Below are 21,830 nucleotides of genomic sequence, written 5' to 3'. Positions count from 1 at the left end.
ATCGAAGAGATATTCGGCAAGGATTTTCACTATCATCCGGCTGACAAGGTGTTCACGCCACGTCAGGTGGGTATTATTGTATATTGTCCGGGCGAGCTTTAAAAGGGGCTACAAGCCGTAAGTTGCTCACTCCGGACAAGCTGTAAACGAAGCAAATGCAGTGAACCCGAAAGCATCGGAAAGCGGATTTTCCGGGCACGCTGCATCTGCACCAATTACAGACCTTGACAAAGAGAAACAGGATAATTCCTCCAACGGGTTTCCTATAACTTTATAGTATAGTCCAGTCCCTTTCCCGGTGCCACTACAAAGTTGGTCACCTCGAAGTTACAGTCTCCTTCCTTGATGTCTTCCGTCAGTTCTACCGTAATGCTATAGCGCGTATGCGGTTTCAATGTCATGTTGCGGAAATAGATCAGACGGGCATCGTGAGCTGTCTTTTTCAGATGTAGTACGAGATCCGTCGTGTTGGTCACAGAGAAAATCACCTTTTTCTCTGTGCGCTTCACCTCTTCGATAGTCACGCACTTCGCGAAAAACGGACGAAGCAATTCCTCGCGGCCTATCAGCAGTTCGCGATAATAGGCGGCGGTGCGACGGCTGTCCAGTGCCTCACGGATCCCCTTCAGCGAGCGCTCTTTGGCAAAGACAAAAGTCATGGTGCGATGTTCTCCTTTCGAGAAATCATAGTCGGTCTGAATTGGCTGATGGATGTCCGAAGTCCCTATCATGGCCAGGTTTTTGTCCAGGCACCACTGAATGGCTTCGGGCATATAGAGAGCCCCGTTTGCGACTTCGATGCCCTGCATGCAGCCGCTGTTGTAGAGTTCCGTATGCTCTGGCCACCACAACGTGCTGTCCGGTTGTTGGCGGGCCCATCCCGGATGATTCCAAAAGATGAACGCGCCTTGCTTCTTTGCCTCCTTAAAGGCATCTTTATACTCCGGCTGTTCCAACGGATTGGAGTCGGATAAGAAGATGGCGTTGAAATGTCCCGGAGCCATGGGGCGGGTAATCTCGCTGCCTCTAATCAATAGGATATCCAGTTCTTTCGCCTTCTTGCAACTAAGCTCGAACGAGCGGTTATGATCGGAGACGATATCCTTCTTATGAGGACGATATTCGATGTGTTCCGTCAGCGAAATGGCATCCAGCCCTTCCCGATATGCCTCGTCTACACGTACCGTGGGCCATACCAGACCATCCGAGAAGACCGTGTGCATGTGGAAATCGCACTTCAAGGTGACATACCCCTCCAGATTGGGGATTTGAATCTCATTGCGACGCTGTGCCTGCGCTGTCAGCAGAGTGCCGAACAGAAGCATCGCACTTACTAATATTTTTTCTGTTTTCATTATTCTTTGTTTCATTAAAGGTCTTATTAAAAGTTTTATTCACTCTTTACCAGCTTGATGTTGTCTATAAACCAGCGGCGATAGACACTGCTGCCTGTAGTTCCCTTAGTATCTCCCCAGCCATCGGACTTGATGCTGATGCGGGTGTCCTTGGTGACAAAGGTTCCGTCAATCTGTACTTCGGCATGAAGCCACTCCAACTGATCCACCTCGTTTACAAAGTTATGCCCGATGGGATCCAGTTCCACCGTCTGGCTGCCATTGGTGATGGAAACAATCAACTTCACGGGGTCGAACTTGCGCGTGCCGCCCACCATCGGCGCCCAGTCGAAGGAGAGTATCAGTTTGGTGTTCTCCGGCACGTTCGTCAAAACCGGCAGTGTGAGTCCCGCTTGGTAGTCTGTCTTGCCGAACTTCAGATAGTTCTTCTGCAGATAGATGGCATGACCCGGCGTTTCTTCCAGCTTGTAGCCGCGTGCTTCGAGAGCCTCCGAAGCCAGTTGACCTACCTCGTCCTTCGCTACGTATATCTGCGGGGCAGTACCGTCTCCGTCGTTCTCTACCGTCTGCCCGGCACCGCTGGCATCCGCCCAAGGCTGCAACCACTCAAAGTCTTCCGAGAAGTAGATTACTTCGACCACACCGTTGTCCACAACCGTAGCTGCCAACATCTTCACCACGGGAGCAGCCACTCCGGCGAAGTAACCGCTGACCGTCACCTTATGACCGTTCAGCGAAGCCAGTTTCAGGTCGGTCGGCGCATTGACGATGGAAACCACATACGCAGCCCCTTCCACTGTGATGTTGTTGCCGTCCAGTATGCCGCTCACCGAGATGAAATCCCGTGAAGTAGAAGTGTAGGTATCTACCTTGCCGGTAATGTCCGTAGCTGTGGGATAAGTCACCGTATTGCCTGTGGAGACCACCGTCACCTGGTCGCACTCCACCAGGGCGAGCGACTGCGAATCCGTAGCTTTGGTACCCTTTACCGAAACCTTGTCGCCAATGCTTACGGGCAGGGTACTCTGCATATAAATGTTCGTCCCGTTCCGTGCATCGGTAGCCATGAAGCCTGCCGTGGTGACGGCAGTCACGGTGATTTCGGACACAGAGACAATCGTCTTGTCCGCCAGCGTGCCCAGTTCATCGAGGGCATATTCCTTACAGTCGCGGTATTTGTCGCCATTCTGGGTGATAATCACTTCCGCTCTGCTTGCCAGCGTAGCTCCCTTGAATATTACGGCAGCTTCGCGGGGATTGTCGATGGCACCATCGCGCATATTGTCGGCCACTGAAATCGTGATGTCCATAGTTCCCGTGCCGGTAGCGGGGGTCACCGTTACCCAGTCGGGCACTTCCGTCACCCAATCGGCATCTGCATAGACGGTGATCATCTTCTCTGTTCCGCCGTTCGCCTCAAAGTTCAAGGTTCCGGCACTTGCCAATACGGCCTTAGAAAGCGTGCTCTCTTCTTCGTCGCAACTCCACAGAAGGTTGATGGACAGCAACAGGGCCAAGGTCATTATATAGTTTATCTGTTTCATATTTTTAATGATTTCGTTAGATTAAAACGAGAGCCCATCCTCCCAACCCGGATTCTGTGTCAGGTTGTGATTGAGTGAGCGTTCGTTGATTGGAATCGGATAAAGGTAATCCCTTTCTTCGGAGAAATTGGTACGCTTAATGTTCTTGTGATAGTAGATATAACCGTTGTTGTCTGCCGAGAAAATGATTTCCTTTCCTATCTCATAGACCTGCGTACCCGAAGGTGCGTCGGGTTTGGCGGTTCCCTTGTCGTAGAGCACCACGTCTGCCTTTCCGTCACCGGTAAGGTCATACGTTCCAGAGCCGGGGAAGTACATGCCCGTGATGGGCTGGTTGATGCAGTAGCCTGCTTTCCAGCGTACCAAGTCATCGAAGCGGAAACCTTCCTGCATCAGTTCGATAGCCCGTTCACGGCGGATTTCAAGGATGACACCCTTGTTGGTGCCCGTCACGTTGGGATAGCCGGTTTCCTCCGAAGCGAGGTATCTGTCCGGATGGGCGTTGGCAGCAGCCAAATCGAGGCTCGGCATCCCTGCACGCTTACGAATCAGGTTGATAGAGTTGTTGAGGTCATCTTGCGTTAAGGTGCCCAGTTCCGCCTTTGCTTCGGCATAATTCAGGAGCACTTCGGCATAGCGATACACGGGAAGGTCGCAGGTGGAGCGGTTGTTGCGGTCCACGTTGCCGCCCGAAGCCGTGGGGTCTTGCACGAACTTGATGGGCTGATAGCCTGTGATACTGGTAGAGAGGTCGGGCGACAGCACGTCCTTCTTGCCGATGCGCGTATAGCCCGGCGTGCGGATGCTTTGGGCCAGACGGGGGTCACGGTCTTTCACCTCGTCAATAAAGCTCATCTCCTGCCAGCCTGCCTGGTCGGTAAAGGCTGTCCCGTCTTTCTTCAGATAGGCGTTCACCATCTTGCGGGTCAGTCCCGGCCGTCCCTGCGTAGGCACCAGGGTATGCGCCGCGGCGTTGTGGTAGATGGCAAGTCCGTAATCGAACTTGATGGCAAGGATATACTCGTCCGGATTGGCATTCTCTTCGGCAAAGAGATTCAAGTAGTCGCTTTCAGGATGTCCGGTGGTGTAGAGCTTGTACGGGCCTTTGGTCATCAGCTCTTGCGCCGCAGAGGCCGACTGCTCCAGGTAGTAGGCATAGTCGTGTCCGTCCAGATTCAGCTGGTGGTATTTTCGGTAAGTACCTTCATAGAGGCAGAACTGAGCTTTCAGAGCCATGGCTGCCCACTTGGTGGCACGATAGGGGGCGCTGCCCTCTTCCTTGTCATCGGGAAGGTTGGCGATGGCGTAGTCCACATCCTCAATCATGTGAGTCATGATCAACTCGCGTGAATCGCGTGCCTTGTAGAGGGATTCGTCTCCCGAACCCAGCTCGGTGTCATACCAAGGCACATCGCCGAAGCGTTTCACTTTCTCAAAGTAGAAATAGGCACGGAAGAAGCGGGTCAGTGCCGTGTACTTCACCACCGCATCCTTGTCCGCACATTGGTCGGCGTATGCCAGCAAGGTGTTCATCTTGCGCAGGTCGGTCCACGTCCATCCGCCACCCGAAGCGGGAACGGTACGCTTGGTGCCGCCCAGCATCTCGTCCGAGAGGTTCTGCTGTACATAGAGGTCGCTTTGGTCGTCATAGGGTTCCTTGTCCAGCAAGTTATTGTAGAAGGAGTTGGTGAAAAGCTGCAGGTCAGTTTCCGTCTTGAAGTAATCTGCCTGTGATATCTGGCTCAATGGCTGCAAGTCGAGGAGGTCGTCGCAAGACGAAAGTCCCAAGGAGAGTGCCATAGCTGCTATAATTATTCGTTTCATTCTGATTGTAACTTAGTTATGATTAAAAAGTAATGTCTATACCAAACATGAAGGTCTTCTGCCAAGGATAGTAGGCGTTGTTATAAGCACTGTCTCTATCGATGGCTGCTTCGGGATCGATGTACTTGGTGTGCTTCTTCAGAGGAGACCAGTAGCAGAGGTTCTCCCCCGAGAAGTAGACACGAACCAAGTCGACGCCTATTTTTTTCGTCAGAGTGGCGGGAACGGTATATCCCACTGTCAGGTTCTTGAAGCGCAGGTAGCGCAGGTTCTGCAGGTAGCGGTCGTTGACCTTGCTCAGCGGGCCGGAAGTGGCAGAATAGGCCATCGGACGGGTAAAGTAAGCATCCTTGTTGTCCTCTGCCCATACATCCTTTAGGAAGTCTTCCTGCAAATAGGTCAGGTAAGGATAGGAATACGGACCCCAGAACTGCATGGCCTGACCGGTGGGGTACCAATAGTGGTTGCCGGTGCCCTGAAAGAACACGGAAGCGTCGAAACCTGCCCAACGTACACTGGCATTGATGCCGTAGGAGAAGCTGGGGAGCGAATTGCCCAATACCTTGCGGTCGCCCGGGTCGTTGGCGGAGTTGCCGCCGATGTCCAATATGCCGTCACCGTCGAGGTCAACGAATTTAAGGTCGCCTCCTTGCCATCCGCCGGTGATGCGTTTGTTGATGTAGCTCAAGTCCACCTCTTTGGCATAGGCCTGGGCTTCTTCTGTGCTCTGGAACAATCCGTCGGTGACAAATCCCCAGATTTCGCCCAGTCTCATGCCTTCGTAATAGCTCTTGGCGAAGGTCTTGTCCTTGTTGTCGTATTTAGTAATGTAACTCTTGTAGTCGCTCACGTTGAAGCCGATGCTGTATTCCAGCGGCTGACGTCCCAAAGAGAGCCTGTCTCTCCACACCACGGACAATTCATAACCCTTGGTACGCAAGTCGGCAGTGTTCATATCGGGTACACTGGCTCCGTATACGGCAGGCAGTTCAATGCCGTCCGTCAGCATGTCTTTGGTGTTTCGGATGTATCCGTCGGCAGTGATGTTCAGTCGGTTATCCAGCATAGAGATATCAACACCGAAATCCCATTGCTCGGCAGTCTCCCAAGTCAAGTCTGATGCCAAAGGAGCGCCTAAGGTAGAATACTTGGCCATGGCACTGCCTTCGCCGAAGGAATAGCCGCCAAAGTCGTTGATGGAAACGCCACGCACGAAGGTGTAATAGGAAGATACGTTCTGATTGCCCAGGCTACCAAAGGAGCCTCTCAGTTTCAGATTGTCGATGACCTTGCGGGCAGGCTTGAAAAAAGGTTCTTCCGAGATACGCCATCCCACCGAACCGGAAGGGAACAATCCCCAACGGCTGTTGCGGGCAAAGCGGGAAGTACCGTCGTAACGTCCGCTGACCTCGAAGAGATAGCGTGCTTTATAATCGTAGTTGATGCGACCGAAGAAGCCCATCAGCGCATATTCGTTCTGTCCGCCGCCCACGCCCGTGATGGTCTGCCCTTCGGAGTTCTGTCCCACCAGGTCGAGGTCATCCAGTGTAGTAGAAGAGAGGAACTCTCCATAAGCCGACACGTTCTTCCGTCTCAGCGTCTCGTAGTTGAAACCGGCAACACCCGACACGTGATGCACTTCGTTGAAGGTATCTTCATAGTTGGCATAGGCGTTGGTGGAATAGTAGTTGCGGGTATTCACCGCCTCGTCCAGACGGTTGGCACCGGCACCTGTGGCATATACGCCCAGCTCGGCATCCGGATATTCCCGGTAATACATATTGTTGGAACGGCTGGTGTTGCGTGCCTGATACAGACGATAGGTGAAGTCTGCCGTCAGGCTCAACGCCTTGATGGGCTTGATGACAAGGCGCGTGGTATTGGAGAAGTCGTTGGCACGCTCCACGTTGCGGTGCGAGCCTTCGCCCAGGATGATGTGTCGGCCGTTGCCCACCTTATAGTTCAGATAAGGCGTACTGTAGAGCCATGAGCCATCAGGATTCTGCATGGGGAAGCAGGCCAGTGCGTGGCGGGCGCCGTATGCGAGGGTGTTCTCCACGCTGCCGTCTCCCTGATAGGAATATTGCGACCCATAGAAAGAGGTGTTGTTGGTCATGGTGGTCCACTTGTTGATGCGGAAGTCAATCTTGGCACGCAGGTTGTACTTCCTGTAGATGTCAGGGTTGGCTTTCAGGATGCCTTTCTGATAGTCGTAGGCACCGGAAACAAGGTACTTGATGTCCTTTGTTCCGCCGCTGATGGAGATATTGTGCTGCTGCACGGGGTGGTTGTCCCGATACTGCATGTGCCACCAGTCGTAGTTGCCATAGTAAACCCACTGCTTGCGGCCGTTCCGTTCCTCTTCTACCACCCACGGACGGTCGGGATGTTCCGTCTTGTCGTTCACGCGGGCAAGCAGCTGCTGCATGTCGCGGTCGGTGTAGTTGACGTACAATGTTCCCGAATCAGCTTTCCAGAACTTGTTGATGGTATAGACCGACCAATATCCGGTGTCCTCGTAATCGGTGGAAGTCGTCGGAGCTTCCCATCCGATGCGGCCGCTATATCGTACGGTTGCCTTGCCGCTCTGTTCGGTACCGGACTTGGTGGTGACCAGGATGACACCAAAAGCCGCACGTGCACCGTAGACAGCTGCTGCCGAGGCATCCTTGATGACAGAGATGGACTCCACATCGTTCGGATTGACCCGGTTCAGGTCACCCACGGCACCGTCCACCAGTATCAACGGCTCGGCACCGTTGATGGAAGTCACACCACGCACATTGATGGCAGGCGAACTACCCGGCACACCGGAAGAGGTGGTGATGTTGAGACCTGCCACAGAACCTTGCAGCATGTTGGTGATGGAGTGGGATACACGGTTTTCGAGCGTCTTGCTGCCTACCGTCGATACGGCACCCGTCAAGTTGACCTTTTTCTGAATACCGTAGCCCACAACCACCGCTTCATCCAGCAGGACGGCATCTTCCTGCATGTGGACCGTGATGTCTTTCTGACCCGGTGTCACCTTGACTTTCTGAGTCTGGCAGCCCACATAGGAGAATTCCAGTATAACCGTTCCCGATGGAGTCTGGAGTTTAAAAGAACCGTCTTCGGCAGTTATGCCGCCTTGGGTGGTACCTTCCACCCGGATGGTTACCCCCGCAAGAGGCTCCTGTTGGGTATCCAGGACTTTTCCCGATACCATTCTGCTCTGGGCAAAGAGAGCCGAATAACTCCCCAGTACCGATAAGAGCAGAAACAAAATAGAAGATTTGAGTACTTTCATAAGATTGTATAAGTAAGTGTTCATAATTAGTTCACATAATAATAGGTAACTAATTGATAATTTAGCGGAACGAGCGTCGATATAATATACGGCACCCGTATAAGCTCTGATACGACACCCGTATAAGCTCTGATACGGCACCCGTATAAGCTCTAATACGGCACCCGTATCAGGTAAGGTACGCCACCCTGCATAGTAGAGTTCCGCTAAATCATCATTTATAGCACGAATTAATTTTGATTGAGTACTTAAGAATTAGTATGTATCTCTGTTGTGACCTGTGTCACTAAAGCTTGTAGGCATCCGTAGAAAATTCTTTCGGACGCTGCATTTCCTCTTTCCATGTATGGCCGAACTCATCCTTGACGGTTATCACCAAGTCAGTGTCGGCATCGGCAACCTTTACTTTAAAGAAGTGGGAGAACTTCTCGGTAATGAAGCTGGGCGTCGACGTGAGGCTTGCCGAGTTGAATCGCTTCACGGAGAGTGCGGCGATGTGCAGCGGGTCGTAAGCCCAGACAGCCGTAGGAGTCAGATTGCCACCATTCTCGTCCGTCACCGTCAGTGTCCAGCGCGGATTCCAGTTCCAGATGTTTATCAGTACCTCGTTGTCATTGTTCACCGGATAGGCTTCCACATAGCGCAGGTATTTGTTCTTGACCGAAGCGGATACGTTGTCGGGCATCTGCGGAACATCTGCCAAAGAGAAGTGTACCTTGTTCAGGTCGTAGCTGCGGAACTGATAATCCTCGGAACTTCCGGTGGCCTTGTAGCTCCACTGAAGCTCGGTGCCGGAAACATTCCAGATGGAATATCCGCCGGGAGTTCCGTCGGGGCTGATATGAATGCCGGAAGTCAGATGACCGGACCACCACCAAGAACCGCAGACGGCTCCGGTATTGTGCTCATAGAAGTCACGTCCGTCTGCTACAGATGTTTCGGGCGTTACGTTGAAGTTCAAGTGCGTGTGTCCCGTTACGAAGTGTACCCGGTAGCCGTTGAGCAAGCTGAGTAATTGTGCGGTATTGACCACATCATGGTCTATCTTGAAGTCACCGGTTTCCAGGGGATAGAATACCTGCGCGTGCATCACAATCACCAGCGGTGTTGCCTTGTCGATGTACGAAAGGTCTTTGGAGAGCCAGTTCAACTGTTCGGCGGAAACGCGCTTCTCGTAGTTGCGGGAGGTGGTTCCGTCGTAGCTGTCGCAATCGATGTCGTCCATCACGACGTAATGTACCTTGCCTATATTAAAGGAATAATAGATAGGGGCTATATAGTTCATGAATTTACCCTCGGCATCAAAGTCGGAAACGGCTTTGTAATCATAGTCATGATTGCCGATGGTGTGGAATATCTGCAAGTCCTTCACCTGACTGTTGATGGTATTCAGATATTCGGGTAGCGCATAGTTGTTGGAGTACCAGTAGAGGTCCCAGGTCATGTCGCCCAGCGTGATGGCATACATCTTCTCTCCGGAATGGGCGGCGCGATACTTGTTCAGGTCTGCCGTGAATTCAAGGAACTGGCGCCTGTCGTCCGTGCGGTTGGCAAGGTGCATGTCGCCCAGCATGAATACCTTATATGTATCTTGTCCGGTCACCTTCTTCAGCGTAAAGTCCTTCCGTTCCGCCATCTCTGCATTCGCTTTCAGCAGCTGGTAGAATTGGGGAAGCACTCCTTCGGAAGACACCTCATAGCCGCTTGGAATAGAGATAAAAACATAGCCCCATTTCTTATCAGACTTCAACTGATAGATACCGTTTTCGTCCGTCACGGCCACCGCCACGCCGTCCGAAACCACTACGCCCTTCACGCCGCCTTCTTCCGAAGAGACCTTGCCATAGACCGTGGTGCCGGCATCCGGCGTAAAGTCCAACTTCGCGCCGATATTGAGATAGATTTGTCCAATCAGCTTTTTGCGCTCATTCCGCCTGACGGATACTTTATAATAGCCCGTTTCACAATCAGCGGGAATCCGTACCGCAAAGCTCTCGGACGAAATGCTGACGAAAGGGCAAATATAGGATATACCTTCGCCGGACTCTATGATAAACGAGTCGGATGTTTGGGGAGCTTCCCCGCTTTTTACCTTAAAAACATACTCTCCGCCTTTGGCCACATCCACCAATTCCGGCAGCTCAAACTGCACACTAAAATCATCCGTAAGTGTCTCTTCACTAATATCGTTGCTACAAGCAATCAACGGAAGAACCGTCAATGACACCAACCATAATACAAACTTTACCATATCTCTCATTTAAATGACAATTTACTTTTCATTGTTCTATTTTCAATCTAATTAACCGCTTTTATGGGGTGCAAAGGAACGCCTAGCATATTTCAATCAGGCTACACACATGTGACGTTCTTTTTTCAAGGCAGGTTAGGGTATATCCCGAAAAGCAAATCTTCGCCGCACCAAGCTTCAAGATGAGAACATGACTGAACTCAAGTAGATTGACGGCTCCGGTCAATAACCAAAAAATGTGGGATTGCTTGAATATTTTTAATTCAAAAGTGATAGATTTGCAAACATCTTCTTATCTTTATTCTCTGGTAGGCGTAAGTGCCGGATCCCCCTGATACAGATGGCGATGGGAGCTATTAATGGAATATAAACTACTATAATGCTTGTGGTTATGAAGCAGAGTTATGATAAAGAGATTTTGTCGAGAGTGGAACCGATCTTCCACATTATGGAGCAACGTGTTACTCCCGAGGAGATGGAAAACATCAGAAAGGCATTCGGGCTGGCTTATGAAGCCCATAGCAGCCAAAAAAGAAAGACTGGCGAGCCGTATATCATTCATCCCATTGCCGTAGCACGCATCGTTGCCGAGGAATTGATGCTTGGCGCCAATCCTGTAATTGCAGCGTTCCTGCACGATGTCGTGGAGGATACTCCGTATACGATAGAAGATATTGAAGAGATGTTCGGTAAAGACGTGGCTTTTCTTGTACGGGTGGTGACGAAGCTGAAGAAAGAGAGCTATGATACCTCCAAGCAGGTGGATAACTTCAAGCAGATGCTTGAGTCCATGCAATATGATATCCGGGCTATCCTGATCAAGCTGGCAGACCGTCTGCATAATATGCGGACGTTAAGTAGCATGAAGGCGGACAAGCAGATGAAAATAGCCGGAGAGACAGACTTTTTTTATGCTCCTTTGGCCAATAGGTTGGGGTTGTACCCGATTAAGGTGGAACTGGAGAATCTGAGTTTCCGTTATCGCTGTCCGATGGAATATGAACGGATCCATGGGTTGATAGAGGCGGAAAAGTTGCAGGATGCTCCCCGTTTGGAAGAATTCATTCATGGTATTGAGATGCAGTTGGCCAGTCACGGTATTCCTGTACAGATAGAAGCCGTATACCGTTCCCCGTTCAGCATACGCCGTAAGATGCAGCGTTACGGTTGTGACTTCAATCATGTGGAGAATCACCATTTTGTTCGTATCGTGTATAGAGATCCGGAGGAATTGTCGGAGAAAGAGATCAGCCTGAAAATATATGCCCTGCTTACGGATATCTTCAAGGAGAAACCGGGCAGTGTGGTGAATTACATCGACTCTCCCAAAGAGAACAATTATCAAAGCCTGCATGTGAGGTTGTTGACTAAATATGGTAAATGGGAGGAGATCCATATCAGTTCGGAACGTATGCGCCGTTGTTCCCGGTATGGTTGTGTCGCGGAACGTGAGGAAGGTAATATCGCGAAATGGATAGAGAAGTTCCGTCAGAACCTGCAAGATATAGCCTGCCACAATCATGAAAGCAGCTTCATGGAGGGCGTGGTGTCTTCTTTCTATAATGATGACATGGTGGTCTTTACTCCCAAGGGCAAAAGTATCACTCTTCCGACAGGTTCTACCGCATTGGATTTTGCGTTTGAAGTGCATAGCGATATCGGGCACCATGCCCAATATGCACGGATAAACGGGAAACTTGCTTCCGTAAAGAGCACTCTGCATAGGGGTGACTGCATAGAGATCGGTACCAAAGAATCCATTAATCCCCATGAAGACTGGCTGGCTTGTGTGAGGACTTACAAAGCGAAGAGTTATTTGATCCGGTTATTTAAAAGCCGTACCAGATCGGAGCTTGTGCGTTGCCCTTATTGCCAGCCATTGCCTGATGACGAAGTGATTGGTTTTAAGAATGCCGACTACACCATTTCGGTTCACAAGCGTGATTGTGCCAAAGCCATCAGCCGAGCTTCGCAGGACGGAGATTCGGTGGTGGCCATTGAATATAAAGAGAGTGATACGCTTTATCCGGTATGTATCCATGTGAAAGCCATTGACCGCTATCATCTGTTGAGTGATTTGATAAACTGCATTACCGACAAGTTACAGTTGGGTATCGACCATCTTAAAACGGATACGGTGGATGAGATTGTGGATTGCGATATCTATTTTCAGGTGCATTCGTTCAATGAATTGCAAATGGTGATTTCGGACATAAGCTCCATTGAAAACGTGGATGAGGTGGAGAAAGTATGAAAGGCGATTATTAACATGACTTTCAAAAATACAGGGAAACGATTTTTGTTTATTCGGCCATCGCCTATCTTGTTTTACCTATTGATTTAATCTCGGACAAGCGCTTGCCCGTCATCGGCTGGATTGATGAACTTGTCTCTCTGACAGTTGCTTATCAGAAAGTGAAGAAGTATGTTACTCCTGAGATAGAGAGGCGAGTTGAGGATATCATGAACTTATAAAACTTTTAAGAAAAGCACAAATAACTTTTAAGAAAACCCTTATGACAATTAATCACCTAACTTTGCACAATGAATTTATCAAGATATTAAAAGATGGTTCGAAATAAAAAGAAAATATTCGTAACGGTAGCCGGTGTTTTTCTATTGATTGTTGTGATGGCGGGTATATATGTCTGGTGGAATATCGGTATGCTTGATTCGGACGTTTTTTTAAAAGATCGCCCAATGCCCCTAGAAACGAACTCCCCGTAGAATCACTGGCAAAGAGAGATTTTCCGGCAATTCCGTCGGACTATGCACTGTATTGGCTCGGCCATTCATCGGCTATCTTGGAATTGGATGGTATTCGTATCATCATAGATCCGGTGCTGGAAAATGCCGCGCCGGTTCCGGGCATTGTGCAACGTTATGTAAGTTCTCCTATCCAACGGTGTGAACTGCCTGATGTGGATATTGTATTGATTACCCATGATCATTATGACCATCTGGAGGTGGCGACAATGAGGGCATTAAAAGATAAAAAGGTTAAATTCATTTGTCCGTTGGGTGTCGGGACGCGGTTAGAGGGCTGGGGCATTCCACCGCAACAGATTACTGAAGTTGGGTGGGGGGATACTGTAAAAATTACCTCTGTACAGATTGTCTCAACAATCGGAATTCATTATTCCGGTAGAAGTAAAGCAGACCGTGATAAGACGCTGTGGACAGGGTACGCAATCAAAGGTACACAGAAAAATATCTATTGGAGTGGAGATACCGGTTATGGCGCACATTTCAAACAGATAGGAGAGCAGTATGGACCTTTTGATTTGGCATGTGTGGAGATTGACGGATGGAATGCCGGTTGGCCCAACACGCATCTTTTCCCGGAAGAAGTGATTGCTGTCTGTAAAGACGTGAAGGCCGAAAGATTATTGCCTGTACATTGGGGCGTTTTTGATTTGGCTCTGCATCCTTGGAATGAGTCTATCGAAAAAGTTGCAACTTTAGCTGCGGCTGACAGTATCGTTTTGGTTACGCCTATGATGGGAGAACGGATTGTGCCTGGGGAAACATGTACCAGTACTTGGTGGAGGTATTAGCAGCCTGTCTTGCAATAAAATAATATTTTTGTTAATCAATTAAATAGTAGAAATATATGGAACCGGGTATAGTAGTTTACGATTATATGGATACCTTCTTCTGCTGCATGGTGGAGAAAGACAAGTGGTGTGAAGAAATGGTGTCGGAACACATGTTGGTTTATCTTTGTTCGGGAGAGATGGACTTAGTCACACCTGAGAAAAAGCACCATCTGAAGAAAGGGGATGCCTTTTTTATCAAGCGTAACCACATGGTGCGTAAAATCAAACAACCGTCGAAGAACGGGGAACCTTTCAAAGGATTATTCCTGCAATTGAAGACGCCTTTTTTGAAACAGCTTCTGAATGAATATCAGATAACTGTACCATTGGTGAATAATCCTGCAATAGCAAGATCGACTTACGTGATGCTGGAGAAGCATCCTTTTCTGAACGGTCTTTTCACTTCTTTGGAACAATATTTCGACGCACAGCAATATCCGTCGAAGGAATTAATGGAGGCTAAGTTGAAGGAGGCTGTTTTTACGCTTCTGCAACTCAAGCCGGAACTGGGTTCCGTGCTGTTTGATTTTGCTGAACCATGGAAAATCAATTTAGAGGATTTTATGAACAAGAACTACAAAAGCGATCTTTCTGTTGAGGAATTTGCCCATTATACCGGCCGCAGTCTTTCGGCATTCAAAAAAGACTTTGCGCAAGTGTTTCACATGACTCCAAGCCGCTGGATTGTGAAACGGCGGTTGGAGGAAGCGATGGATATGATGGACAGGCTGGGGCGGAAACCTGCCGATGTCTATTTGGAGGTAGGTTTCAAGAATTTGTCGCACTTTTCTACTGCCTTTAAGAAAGAGTTCGGTTTTCCACCTTCAGTCATACCTACTCGTGCTGTATAATAAGGAGAACTATAAGAGTCCAGAAAAACAATGAATTATATATTTATGAAGAAGATATTTTTTGTTTTCACTTTTACTCTATTTATAGGCATATCCCAAGTTGGGGCTTCGGACATACCTATCATTTATATTACCACGGCGGACAGTACGGCTATTACATCGCGGGATTATTGGTTGGAGAACAGTTCATTGCGCATTATCATGCCCGATGGCAGTGCCGTATATGAGTCTTCCAAGGCGGCTGTGAAGGCAAGGGGACATTCTACATTCACCAAGCCGAAAAAACCTTTTGCCATCAGGCTGGAAGAGAAAAGCGGACTACTGGGAATGACTGAAAACAGGCGATGGGTGCTGCTGGCAAATTTTATGGATCATAGTCTTCTCCGCAACAGCTTGGCACTAAACATAGCCAAGCAGACTTGTCTGGATTGGACACCTGATAGCCGGTTCGTGGATGTGGTGGTCAATGGAGAGTTGCAGGGATGTTATTTGCTTTGTGAACAGATACGCATCGGCGAGGAGTGGGTAGATATTGACAAAGAAGACGGATTCCTGATAGAAGCGGATAATTACCCGAATGAAAAATATCGTATCGATACCCAGTTCAGGCATCTGTCGGTAAATGTGAAATCACCTGAGGAGCCTTCTTCACGGCAGATGGCATTCATCGAGAATTATATGAATGAAATAGAGCAACTTCTATATAGTGAGGAGCTGTCAGATTTGACTTTGCTTTACCAGAAATATTTGGATTTGGACACGTTTGTCGATTGGTGGCTGGTGCATGAACTTACACAAAATGCGGAGCCCAACGGCCCGAGAAGCTGTTATATGCACAAGGATAAGGATGGTTTACTGAAGGCGGGACCCGTATGGGATTTCGATCTGGCTTTTATATCCGTTGGCTTGGATAAAGGCGGTGATATACGTCCTTCTCGGTTTAACCGGAAGGACGTTGTGCTGCTGACCGGAGATAGTATTTATAACCGGCGGGCACTTTGGTATGATCGCCTTTTGCAGGACTCTCAATTTTTGAAACGGGTGAAGGCGAGATGGCGTGAATTGGAGCCCCGATTCAGGGCTTTGGCCGATGACATTGACCGGGGGGAGGCACTTATCGGGAAATCGGCCCTTGCGGATGAACATTTGTGGCAGGGGCAGGATCCGGCACGATTTGACACCTTTACAAGTTTTCATTTATCCGTTTCGAATTTGAAACAGGTCTATCTGTACCGGATAGAGAGTTTGAACAAGCTTTTGGCTGAATAAGGGTCTTTCAAGGAAGGGGATAAAATAACGTTTCGGAAAAGTGTAAAATGACGTTTTGAAAAAACAGCGTTCCTATATGCTGGTTTACCTTTGCATCATCGGACAGAATCCGGTGGTGCTTTTTTATTTTATAATATTACAGATGGAATGAGTGAATTGATAACGAAAGTCAGGATGGAAGTTAGAACGTTGCGTGACCAGAAATATTCTTGTTCGCAAGCAACTTTTGTCGGTATATGCCGGGCTATAGGTTGCGAGCGCAGTGATAAAGAACTGATGGCTCTGTCTGCAGGCTTTCGTGGCGGCGTGGGTTGCTCGTACAACGAAGGTTCATGTGGTGCTTTCTCGGCAGGTATTATGGCACTTGGGATGTGTTTGCCCGAAGATAATGCAAAGGCCATTGCGTTATCTAAAGAATTATTTGACCATTTCAAACAAAAGCACGGAACGGTGATCTGTGGTAATATCGTTTATCGGTATGGATTCACAGAGTGCACCAATTGTTGTATCTGCGTTGCTACAAAAGTTGCGGAGTTACTGCAAAGGGAAAAGGCTTTGATATAGAATTGGGAACTTTGACTTGGATATTAGAATGTAACCGGACATGAAATTTTCTCTTTTACTTATCATTCTTCCTTGTGCTGACATAAGTTAAGTGAAAGGTTTCCTAAATAAAAGGAAAGATTTGGCTTAAACTTTCCTTTTATTTAGGAAAAGCATGGCAGGCTTGTGGTTATTGAATGATACTTTGATTCTTCTCGTATGACCATATAGCGTTTAAACGCAATTATTAGAGAGCATTGATAATGTTTTACCCGCATGTTCCCTTCATTGGTAAATGAGGACGGTGTTATTTGACAGAGCAAATGGAATGACGTTTCGGAAAAGTCGGAAATGACTTTTGGGAAAAACATGAGCTTCCTCTATCTCCGTACCTTTGCCGTAGATAATAACAAAATAGGAATATGAAAGAAATTGAAAAATTAAAGAACGGTAACTGTTACCGTATGGGCGATAGTGAAATAGCCGAGATACACACCCGTGCCGTTACGCTTTGCCAACAGTTTAATGCAATGCCTGTAACCGAAACTGAAGCACGCGACAAGGTGCTACGGGAATTGTTCGGTTCGGCAGGGAAGGACTTGAGTATTAAGCCCGGATTCCTTTGTGACTTGGGTGTGAACATCCACGTGGGTGATGGTTTTCTGACCAACTATAACGTGACGATTCTTGATATGGCACCGGTGACCATCGGTAATAATGTGTGGATAGGGCCGAATGTGGGGCTTTTTGCTGTGGCGCACCCGATGGAAGCGGCAGGACGGCAACAACTGCTTGGTATTGCCCGGCCAATTACTATCGGTAACAGTGTATGGATTGGCGGCAATTCGGTGGTCGTGATGGGAGTTACTATAGGCGATAATGCCGTTATCGGTGCGGGCTCGGTCGTAACACATGATATTCCGGCCAATGCCGTTGCGGTAGGTAATCCGGCAAGAGTTATCAGATATATAGATAATGAGGTGCATTAATTTTATAGAGCAAGGTATTATAATTACGTTATGAGTAATAGACTTGAAGATGGAACTCCATACATTTTTGACAGCAAAATGATGGAGGCATATCGAAGAACATTTGATTTGACGAATCAATACAACCATGTTGCTAACATGAGCTATTTAGTCAGGAAATATAATGATCTGCGGAGGATCTCGTTTACATTCTTTGTTTTGTTTCTTAGCCTTGGATGGCTGCAAGCTCAGACTATTGACACGATAACTGTTCGCAGCCGGTCGATGAATAAAGATATAAAAAATATAGTTATTCTTCCTGCCGGTTACAATGGGGGGAACGGTTTACCGGTGGTATATCTGCTTCATGGATATAGTGAGGATTATAAAGCATGGCTTAAAATAAATCCAGAATTGCCGGAACTTGCCACTCGGTATGAGTTGATTATCGTTTGCCCCGACGGAGAGGCTTCCTGGTATCTGGACAGTCCAATAAATCCGGAATCAAAGTTTGAAACGTATGTGGCTGAAGAGCTGGTAGAGTATATAGACAACCACTACAAGACCAGAAGGGAGAATAAAGGACGGGCTATTACGGGTTTTAGCATGGGAGGCTATGGAGCCATGTGGCTGGCCATCCACCATCAGAATGTATTTGGAGCATGTGGGGCTACAAGTGGCGGAGTGGATATCTGTCCGTTTCCGGATAAATGGGAACTTAAAAAGGTGCTTGGTGCATACAAAGAGAATAGCGATTTGTGGAAAGAGCATTGTATTATCAATCAGTTACATTTGATAGGGGCGGGCTTGTCCATTATACTGGATTGTGGAACTGAAGATTTCTTTTATTCTGCGAATGAGAGATTACATCAGGAAATGGTCAATCGTAATATCAAGCATGATTACATTGCGCGTCCGGGCATTCATAATAATGACTATTGGAGCAATTCCATCGGTTTCCAACTTTTGTTCTTTTCCGATTATTTCAGGGGGAAGCATGTCTACGAGAGGCAGTTGATTTATAACAGGTTGCTTTCTGTACCCGATAATTTATGATTTGAAACTCATTTGAATAACCAATTAAAACATTATATCATGTACAATTTTCAATTTTATATGCCTACGAAGGTGTTCTTCGGGGCAGGGCAGTTAAAGAACTTGCATTTGGAACAGATGCCGGGCAAAAAGGCGCTGATCGTAACGTCCAACGGGCAAAGCACCAAGAAATACGGTTATCTGGCGGCAGTAAGGAATGAACTTGATCAAGCGAATGTGGAGCACGTACTCTTTGATGAAATCCGCCCGAATCCTACAAAGGACAATGTGATGGACGGCGCAAGGATGGCTAAAGAGAATGGTTGCGACTTTGTTGTAGCCCTTGGTGGCGGTTCGGTGATGGATGCAAGCAAATGCATCGCTCTGATGATGGTGAATGACGGTGATCTTTGGGATTATGCCTTTTCGGCAAAGGGCGGTCATCAGCCGTTCAGGAATCCGGGCGCTCCGCTGGTTGCCATTACCACCAGTGCAGGGACAGGCTCGGAAGTGGATATGTTCTCTGTGATTTCCAATGACGAACTGAAGGAGAAGACTGGCGTGTTCGACATTTCCATGTTTCCGACAATCTCGGTAGTCGATTCGGACTTGATGATGAGTGTTCCTCCCGTGTTCACTGCCTATCAAGGGATGGATGCGTTTTTTCATGCAGCCGAGAGTGTTATCAACACTAAAGAGCATCCGATGGGTGAGATGTTTGCATTGAAAGCGATAGAACTGATTGCAAAGGACCTGCCTGTTGCCTGCCAGGACGGTGCCAATAAAGAAGCCCGTGCCAATATGGCTCTTGCCAACTCTCTGGCAGGTTACTATATGCTCTGCACTTCGCAGCACACCATGGAGCATGTGATGGGTTCGTATCATGAAGGGCTGGCGCACGGTGCGGGGTTGATTATGATAAGCCATGAATACTTCAACTTCTTCGCTGAACGGCAGGCAGCCGAAGAGCCTATGAAGAAAATGGCCCGTGCGATGGGAGTGGAAAACCCTCAAGATGGAAAAGACTTTATCCGGGCACTTGACAGCCTTATTGAGGCTGTGGGCTGCAGGGACTTGAAGATGAGCGAAGCGGGGATTACAAAAGAGGAAATCAAGGCTTGGCCAAAGCATATCCATGAAGTTTTGGGTGGTGATTTGACAGCGGATCCGCTACCTTTGAGTGATGAAGACTATTTAGGAATCTACGAGCGTTCGTTTAAATAATTCAGGATATATCGGGCATACCCGTTTTCCCGCGTCTTCGACAAGTCTGTGCCGAGTCAGCGACAAGGCGATGTCGAGTCAGCGACAAGAGAAACACAAGTCAGCGACAAGAGAAAACGGGACTATCAACTATCAGAAAGAAAAAGGATGAGAAATCAATTTATTGTTATGGCAGCAATCGCTGTCGGTCTCTTCTCTACTGTTATATGCAGGGCGCAGAGAATAGCCGCAGGCAACATGCGGGAGATCGTTTCAGATACGCTTCCGCCTCAGAGGGCTTATTCACTGGATGAAGTGGTCGTTACGGGTACTCGTAACGAGACGGATGTCCGTCATTTGTCACAGACTGTTTCAGTCATAAACCGGGCAAGAATAGAACAGGCCCATCAGCCTGCGCTGTTGCCTATCCTTACCGAACAGATACCCGGTTTGTTTACTACCGCCCGCGGTGTACTGGGATATGGAGTTTCAGGAGGTGCGGCGGGAGGCATTTCGTTGCGTGGGCTCAGTGGCGGTTCCGGACGGCTTATGGCCCTCATTGACGGACATCCGCAATACATGGGCATGTTCGGGCATCCTATTTCAGACGCTTATCAGTCGTTGATGGCTGAGCGTGTGGAGGTGTTACGGGGGCCTGCTTCCATGCTTTACGGCTCGAATGCGATGGGTGGTGTCATCAACATCGTTACCCGCCGGATGCAGGAAGACGGTATAAAAACCGGAGTCAATATCGGTTACGGTTCTTACAACACGTTGGAAACAGAGGTGACGAACCGCATTCGTAAAGGACGCTTCTCAAGCGTTGTCAGCGGTTCGTACAATCGTACTGACGGGCACCGCCATGATACGAACTTCGAACAGTACGGAGGTTATGCCAAATTAGGCTATGATTTTTCAGAGGTATGGAATGTACGGGCAGATATAAACCTGACGCATTTCAATGCTTCCCAACCCGGCGCGGTAACTGCTCCTTTGCTGGATGCCGACCAGCGTGTGACGCGGGGTATGACCTCTTTTGCACTCGAAAACCACTCCGACCGGACATCCGGCGCACTGAGTTTCTTCTACAATTGGGGAAAGCACTGGATAAACGACGGCTACAATCCGAAGAAAGGGGAGGAACCATTGGACTATCGTTTCAATTCGCTTGATAATATGATGGGGGTATCGTGGTATCAGAGTGCCCGGCTCTTTGAGGGCAACCGGCTGACGGTGGGTGCGGATTACTTTCGTTTCGGAGGCGAGGCCTGGAATAAATATCTGGACGGAAAACGTTCCGATATTGTGGATAAGGCCGAGAATGAAGTAGCCGGATATGTTGATTTCCGTCAGGATGTAGGCGCTTGGCTGACATTCGATGCCGGGGTACGTATCGACCATCATTCGCGCATCGGTACGGAGTGGGTTCCGCAAGCCGGCCTTTCGTTTCACCTGCCGGGTGCCATGGAACTGAAGGCTTCTGTAAGTAAGGGGTTCCGTTATCCCACTATCAGGGAGATGTATATGTTTCCTCCGCAGAATCCCGACCTTGCTCCGGAACGTATGTGGAATTATGAACTGGCTTTGTCGCAGCGCTTATTGGACGGGCGGTTGTCATACGGCATCAACGTTTTCTATATAGACGGTGAGAACTTAATTCTGACCTTGCCCAACCCCAATGGCAGCGGACGGCTGAACCAGAACTCCGGTAAAATCTACCATTCGGGATTTGAACTGCAAACAGCTTACCGCATCAACGTGGCATGGTCTGTCGATGCCAATTACAGTTTCCTGCACATGGAGAATCCGGTGGTTGCCGCGCCTGAACAGAAACTTTATGCCGGGGTGAATTACACGCAGGGGCGTTGGTCGCTATCGACCGGTGTGCAGCACCTTGCGGGACTTTACACTTCCACCTCGCCTGAAGTGAAAGAGAACTTCACCTTGTGGAATATCCGTGGCTCGTATCGGGCAGCCAAAGGAGTCGCCGTGTGGTTGCGCGGAGAGAACCTGCTTGCACAAAAGTATGAAATCAATGCCGGATACCCGATGCCTCGTGCTACGGTGATGGCAGGACTGAATATTAATTTCTAAATGAA

Annotated in this window: 14 protein-coding genes and 1 pseudogene; 10 read left to right on the top strand and 5 right to left on the bottom strand. The window is 48.7% G+C overall.

The window, feature by feature from the left end:
* Positions 1-263 precede the first annotated feature (263 nt).
* The 5 genes from BN161_RS13180 to BN161_RS13160 all read right to left on the bottom strand — a co-directional run bounded on the left by BN161_RS13180 (position 264) and on the right by BN161_RS13160 (position 10,263).
* On the bottom strand, positions 264-1,355 hold the full coding sequence (locus BN161_RS13180) for an Sb-PDE family phosphodiesterase (RefSeq protein WP_044266946.1): 1,092 nt from the start codon (positions 1,353-1,355) through the stop codon (positions 264-266).
* 35 nt (positions 1,356-1,390) lie between these two features.
* Positions 1,391-2,899, bottom strand: coding sequence for a BACON domain-containing protein (locus BN161_RS13175; RefSeq protein ID WP_044266943.1), 1,509 nt, complete (start codon positions 2,897-2,899; stop codon positions 1,391-1,393).
* 21 nt (positions 2,900-2,920) lie between these two features.
* On the bottom strand, positions 2,921-4,723 hold the full coding sequence (locus BN161_RS13170) for a RagB/SusD family nutrient uptake outer membrane protein (RefSeq protein ID WP_044266941.1): 1,803 nt from the start codon (positions 4,721-4,723) through the stop codon (positions 2,921-2,923).
* 22 nt (positions 4,724-4,745) lie between these two features.
* Positions 4,746-8,012, bottom strand: coding sequence for a SusC/RagA family TonB-linked outer membrane protein (locus BN161_RS13165; RefSeq protein WP_044266938.1), 3,267 nt, complete (start codon positions 8,010-8,012; stop codon positions 4,746-4,748).
* 286 nt (positions 8,013-8,298) lie between these two features.
* Complete coding sequence (locus tag BN161_RS13160; RefSeq protein ID WP_244436496.1) at positions 8,299-10,263, bottom strand: calcineurin-like phosphoesterase C-terminal domain-containing protein; 1,965 nt, start codon at positions 10,261-10,263, stop codon at positions 8,299-8,301.
* A gap of 391 nt (positions 10,264-10,654) precedes the next feature.
* On the opposite strand from BN161_RS13160, the gene BN161_RS13155 reads away from it, so the two are divergent.
* The 10 genes and pseudogenes from BN161_RS13155 to BN161_RS13115 all read left to right on the top strand — a co-directional run bounded on the left by BN161_RS13155 (position 10,655) and on the right by BN161_RS13115 (position 21,825).
* Positions 10,655-12,517: a RelA/SpoT family protein gene (locus tag BN161_RS13155; protein ID WP_044266968.1), complete on the top strand. Its 1,863-nt coding sequence runs from the start codon at positions 10,655-10,657 to the stop codon at positions 12,515-12,517.
* 56 nt (positions 12,518-12,573) lie between these two features.
* Positions 12,574-12,738: pseudogene (locus tag BN161_RS29190) on the top strand (DUF1232 domain-containing protein); the annotation flags it as partial.
* Between the two features lie 257 nt (positions 12,739-12,995).
* Positions 12,996-13,820, top strand: coding sequence for an MBL fold metallo-hydrolase (locus BN161_RS13150; protein WP_081743705.1), 825 nt, complete (start codon positions 12,996-12,998; stop codon positions 13,818-13,820).
* 56 nt (positions 13,821-13,876) lie between these two features.
* Entirely contained in the window at positions 13,877-14,713 is an 837-nt protein-coding gene (locus BN161_RS13145) for a helix-turn-helix domain-containing protein (protein WP_044266933.1), read from the top strand.
* A gap of 45 nt (positions 14,714-14,758) precedes the next feature.
* Positions 14,759-15,982, top strand: coding sequence for a CotH kinase family protein (locus BN161_RS13140; protein WP_167332538.1), 1,224 nt, complete (start codon positions 14,759-14,761; stop codon positions 15,980-15,982).
* A gap of 147 nt (positions 15,983-16,129) precedes the next feature.
* Positions 16,130-16,546 (top strand): C-GCAxxG-C-C family protein, encoded by a 417-nt coding sequence (locus tag BN161_RS13135; RefSeq protein WP_044266963.1) that lies wholly within the window; start codon positions 16,130-16,132, stop codon positions 16,544-16,546.
* A gap of 401 nt (positions 16,547-16,947) precedes the next feature.
* Complete coding sequence (locus tag BN161_RS13130; protein WP_044266929.1) at positions 16,948-17,514, top strand: sugar O-acetyltransferase; 567 nt, start codon at positions 16,948-16,950, stop codon at positions 17,512-17,514.
* Positions 17,515-17,544: 30 nt separating this feature from the next.
* Positions 17,545-18,549, top strand: a complete 1,005-nt coding sequence (locus BN161_RS13125) for an alpha/beta hydrolase (RefSeq protein WP_244436495.1) — start codon at positions 17,545-17,547, stop codon at positions 18,547-18,549.
* A gap of 39 nt (positions 18,550-18,588) precedes the next feature.
* Positions 18,589-19,752, top strand: a complete 1,164-nt coding sequence (locus tag BN161_RS13120; protein ID WP_044266927.1) for an iron-containing alcohol dehydrogenase — start codon at positions 18,589-18,591, stop codon at positions 19,750-19,752.
* A gap of 168 nt (positions 19,753-19,920) precedes the next feature.
* A complete protein-coding gene (locus BN161_RS13115) occupies positions 19,921-21,825 on the top strand; it encodes a TonB-dependent receptor (protein ID WP_044266924.1) in 1,905 nt (634 codons plus the stop codon).
* The last annotated feature ends 5 nt before the right edge of the window (positions 21,826-21,830 follow it).

The sequence above is a fragment of the Bacteroides timonensis genome (assembly GCF_000513195.1).
In the GTDB taxonomy this organism is placed as follows: Bacteria; Bacteroidota; Bacteroidia; order Bacteroidales; family Bacteroidaceae; genus Bacteroides; species Bacteroides timonensis.
Note: the sequence above shows the minus strand (reverse complement) of the source record. Positions and strands in the feature narration are given on the sequence as shown.

What these genes read in the sequence shown, in the direction of transcription:
- BN161_RS13180 (WP_044266946.1), bottom strand. Translation starts at nt 1,355, where the DNA reads ATGAAAACAGAAAAAATATTAGTAAGTGCGATGCTTCTGTTCGGCACT.
- BN161_RS13175 (WP_044266943.1), bottom strand. Translation starts at nt 2,899, where the DNA reads ATGAAACAGATAAACTATATAATGACCTTGGCCCTGTTGCTGTCCATC.
- BN161_RS13170 (WP_044266941.1), bottom strand. Translation starts at nt 4,723, where the DNA reads ATGAAACGAATAATTATAGCAGCTATGGCACTCTCCTTGGGACTTTCG.
- BN161_RS13165 (WP_044266938.1), bottom strand. Translation starts at nt 8,012, where the DNA reads ATGAAAGTACTCAAATCTTCTATTTTGTTTCTGCTCTTATCGGTACTG.
- BN161_RS13160 (WP_244436496.1), bottom strand. Translation starts at nt 10,263, where the DNA reads ATGGTAAAGTTTGTATTATGGTTGGTGTCATTGACGGTTCTTCCGTTG.
- BN161_RS13155 (WP_044266968.1), top strand. Translation starts at nt 10,655, where the DNA reads ATGAAGCAGAGTTATGATAAAGAGATTTTGTCGAGAGTGGAACCGATC.
- BN161_RS13145 (WP_044266933.1), top strand. Translation starts at nt 13,877, where the DNA reads ATGGAACCGGGTATAGTAGTTTACGATTATATGGATACCTTCTTCTGC.
- BN161_RS13140 (WP_167332538.1), top strand. Translation starts at nt 14,759, where the DNA reads ATGAAGAAGATATTTTTTGTTTTCACTTTTACTCTATTTATAGGCATA.
- BN161_RS13135 (WP_044266963.1), top strand. Translation starts at nt 16,130, where the DNA reads ATGAGTGAATTGATAACGAAAGTCAGGATGGAAGTTAGAACGTTGCGT.
- BN161_RS13130 (WP_044266929.1), top strand. Translation starts at nt 16,948, where the DNA reads ATGAAAGAAATTGAAAAATTAAAGAACGGTAACTGTTACCGTATGGGC.
- BN161_RS13125 (WP_244436495.1), top strand. Translation starts at nt 17,545, where the DNA reads ATGAGTAATAGACTTGAAGATGGAACTCCATACATTTTTGACAGCAAA.
- BN161_RS13120 (WP_044266927.1), top strand. Translation starts at nt 18,589, where the DNA reads ATGTACAATTTTCAATTTTATATGCCTACGAAGGTGTTCTTCGGGGCA.
- BN161_RS13115 (WP_044266924.1), top strand. Translation starts at nt 19,921, where the DNA reads ATGGCAGCAATCGCTGTCGGTCTCTTCTCTACTGTTATATGCAGGGCG.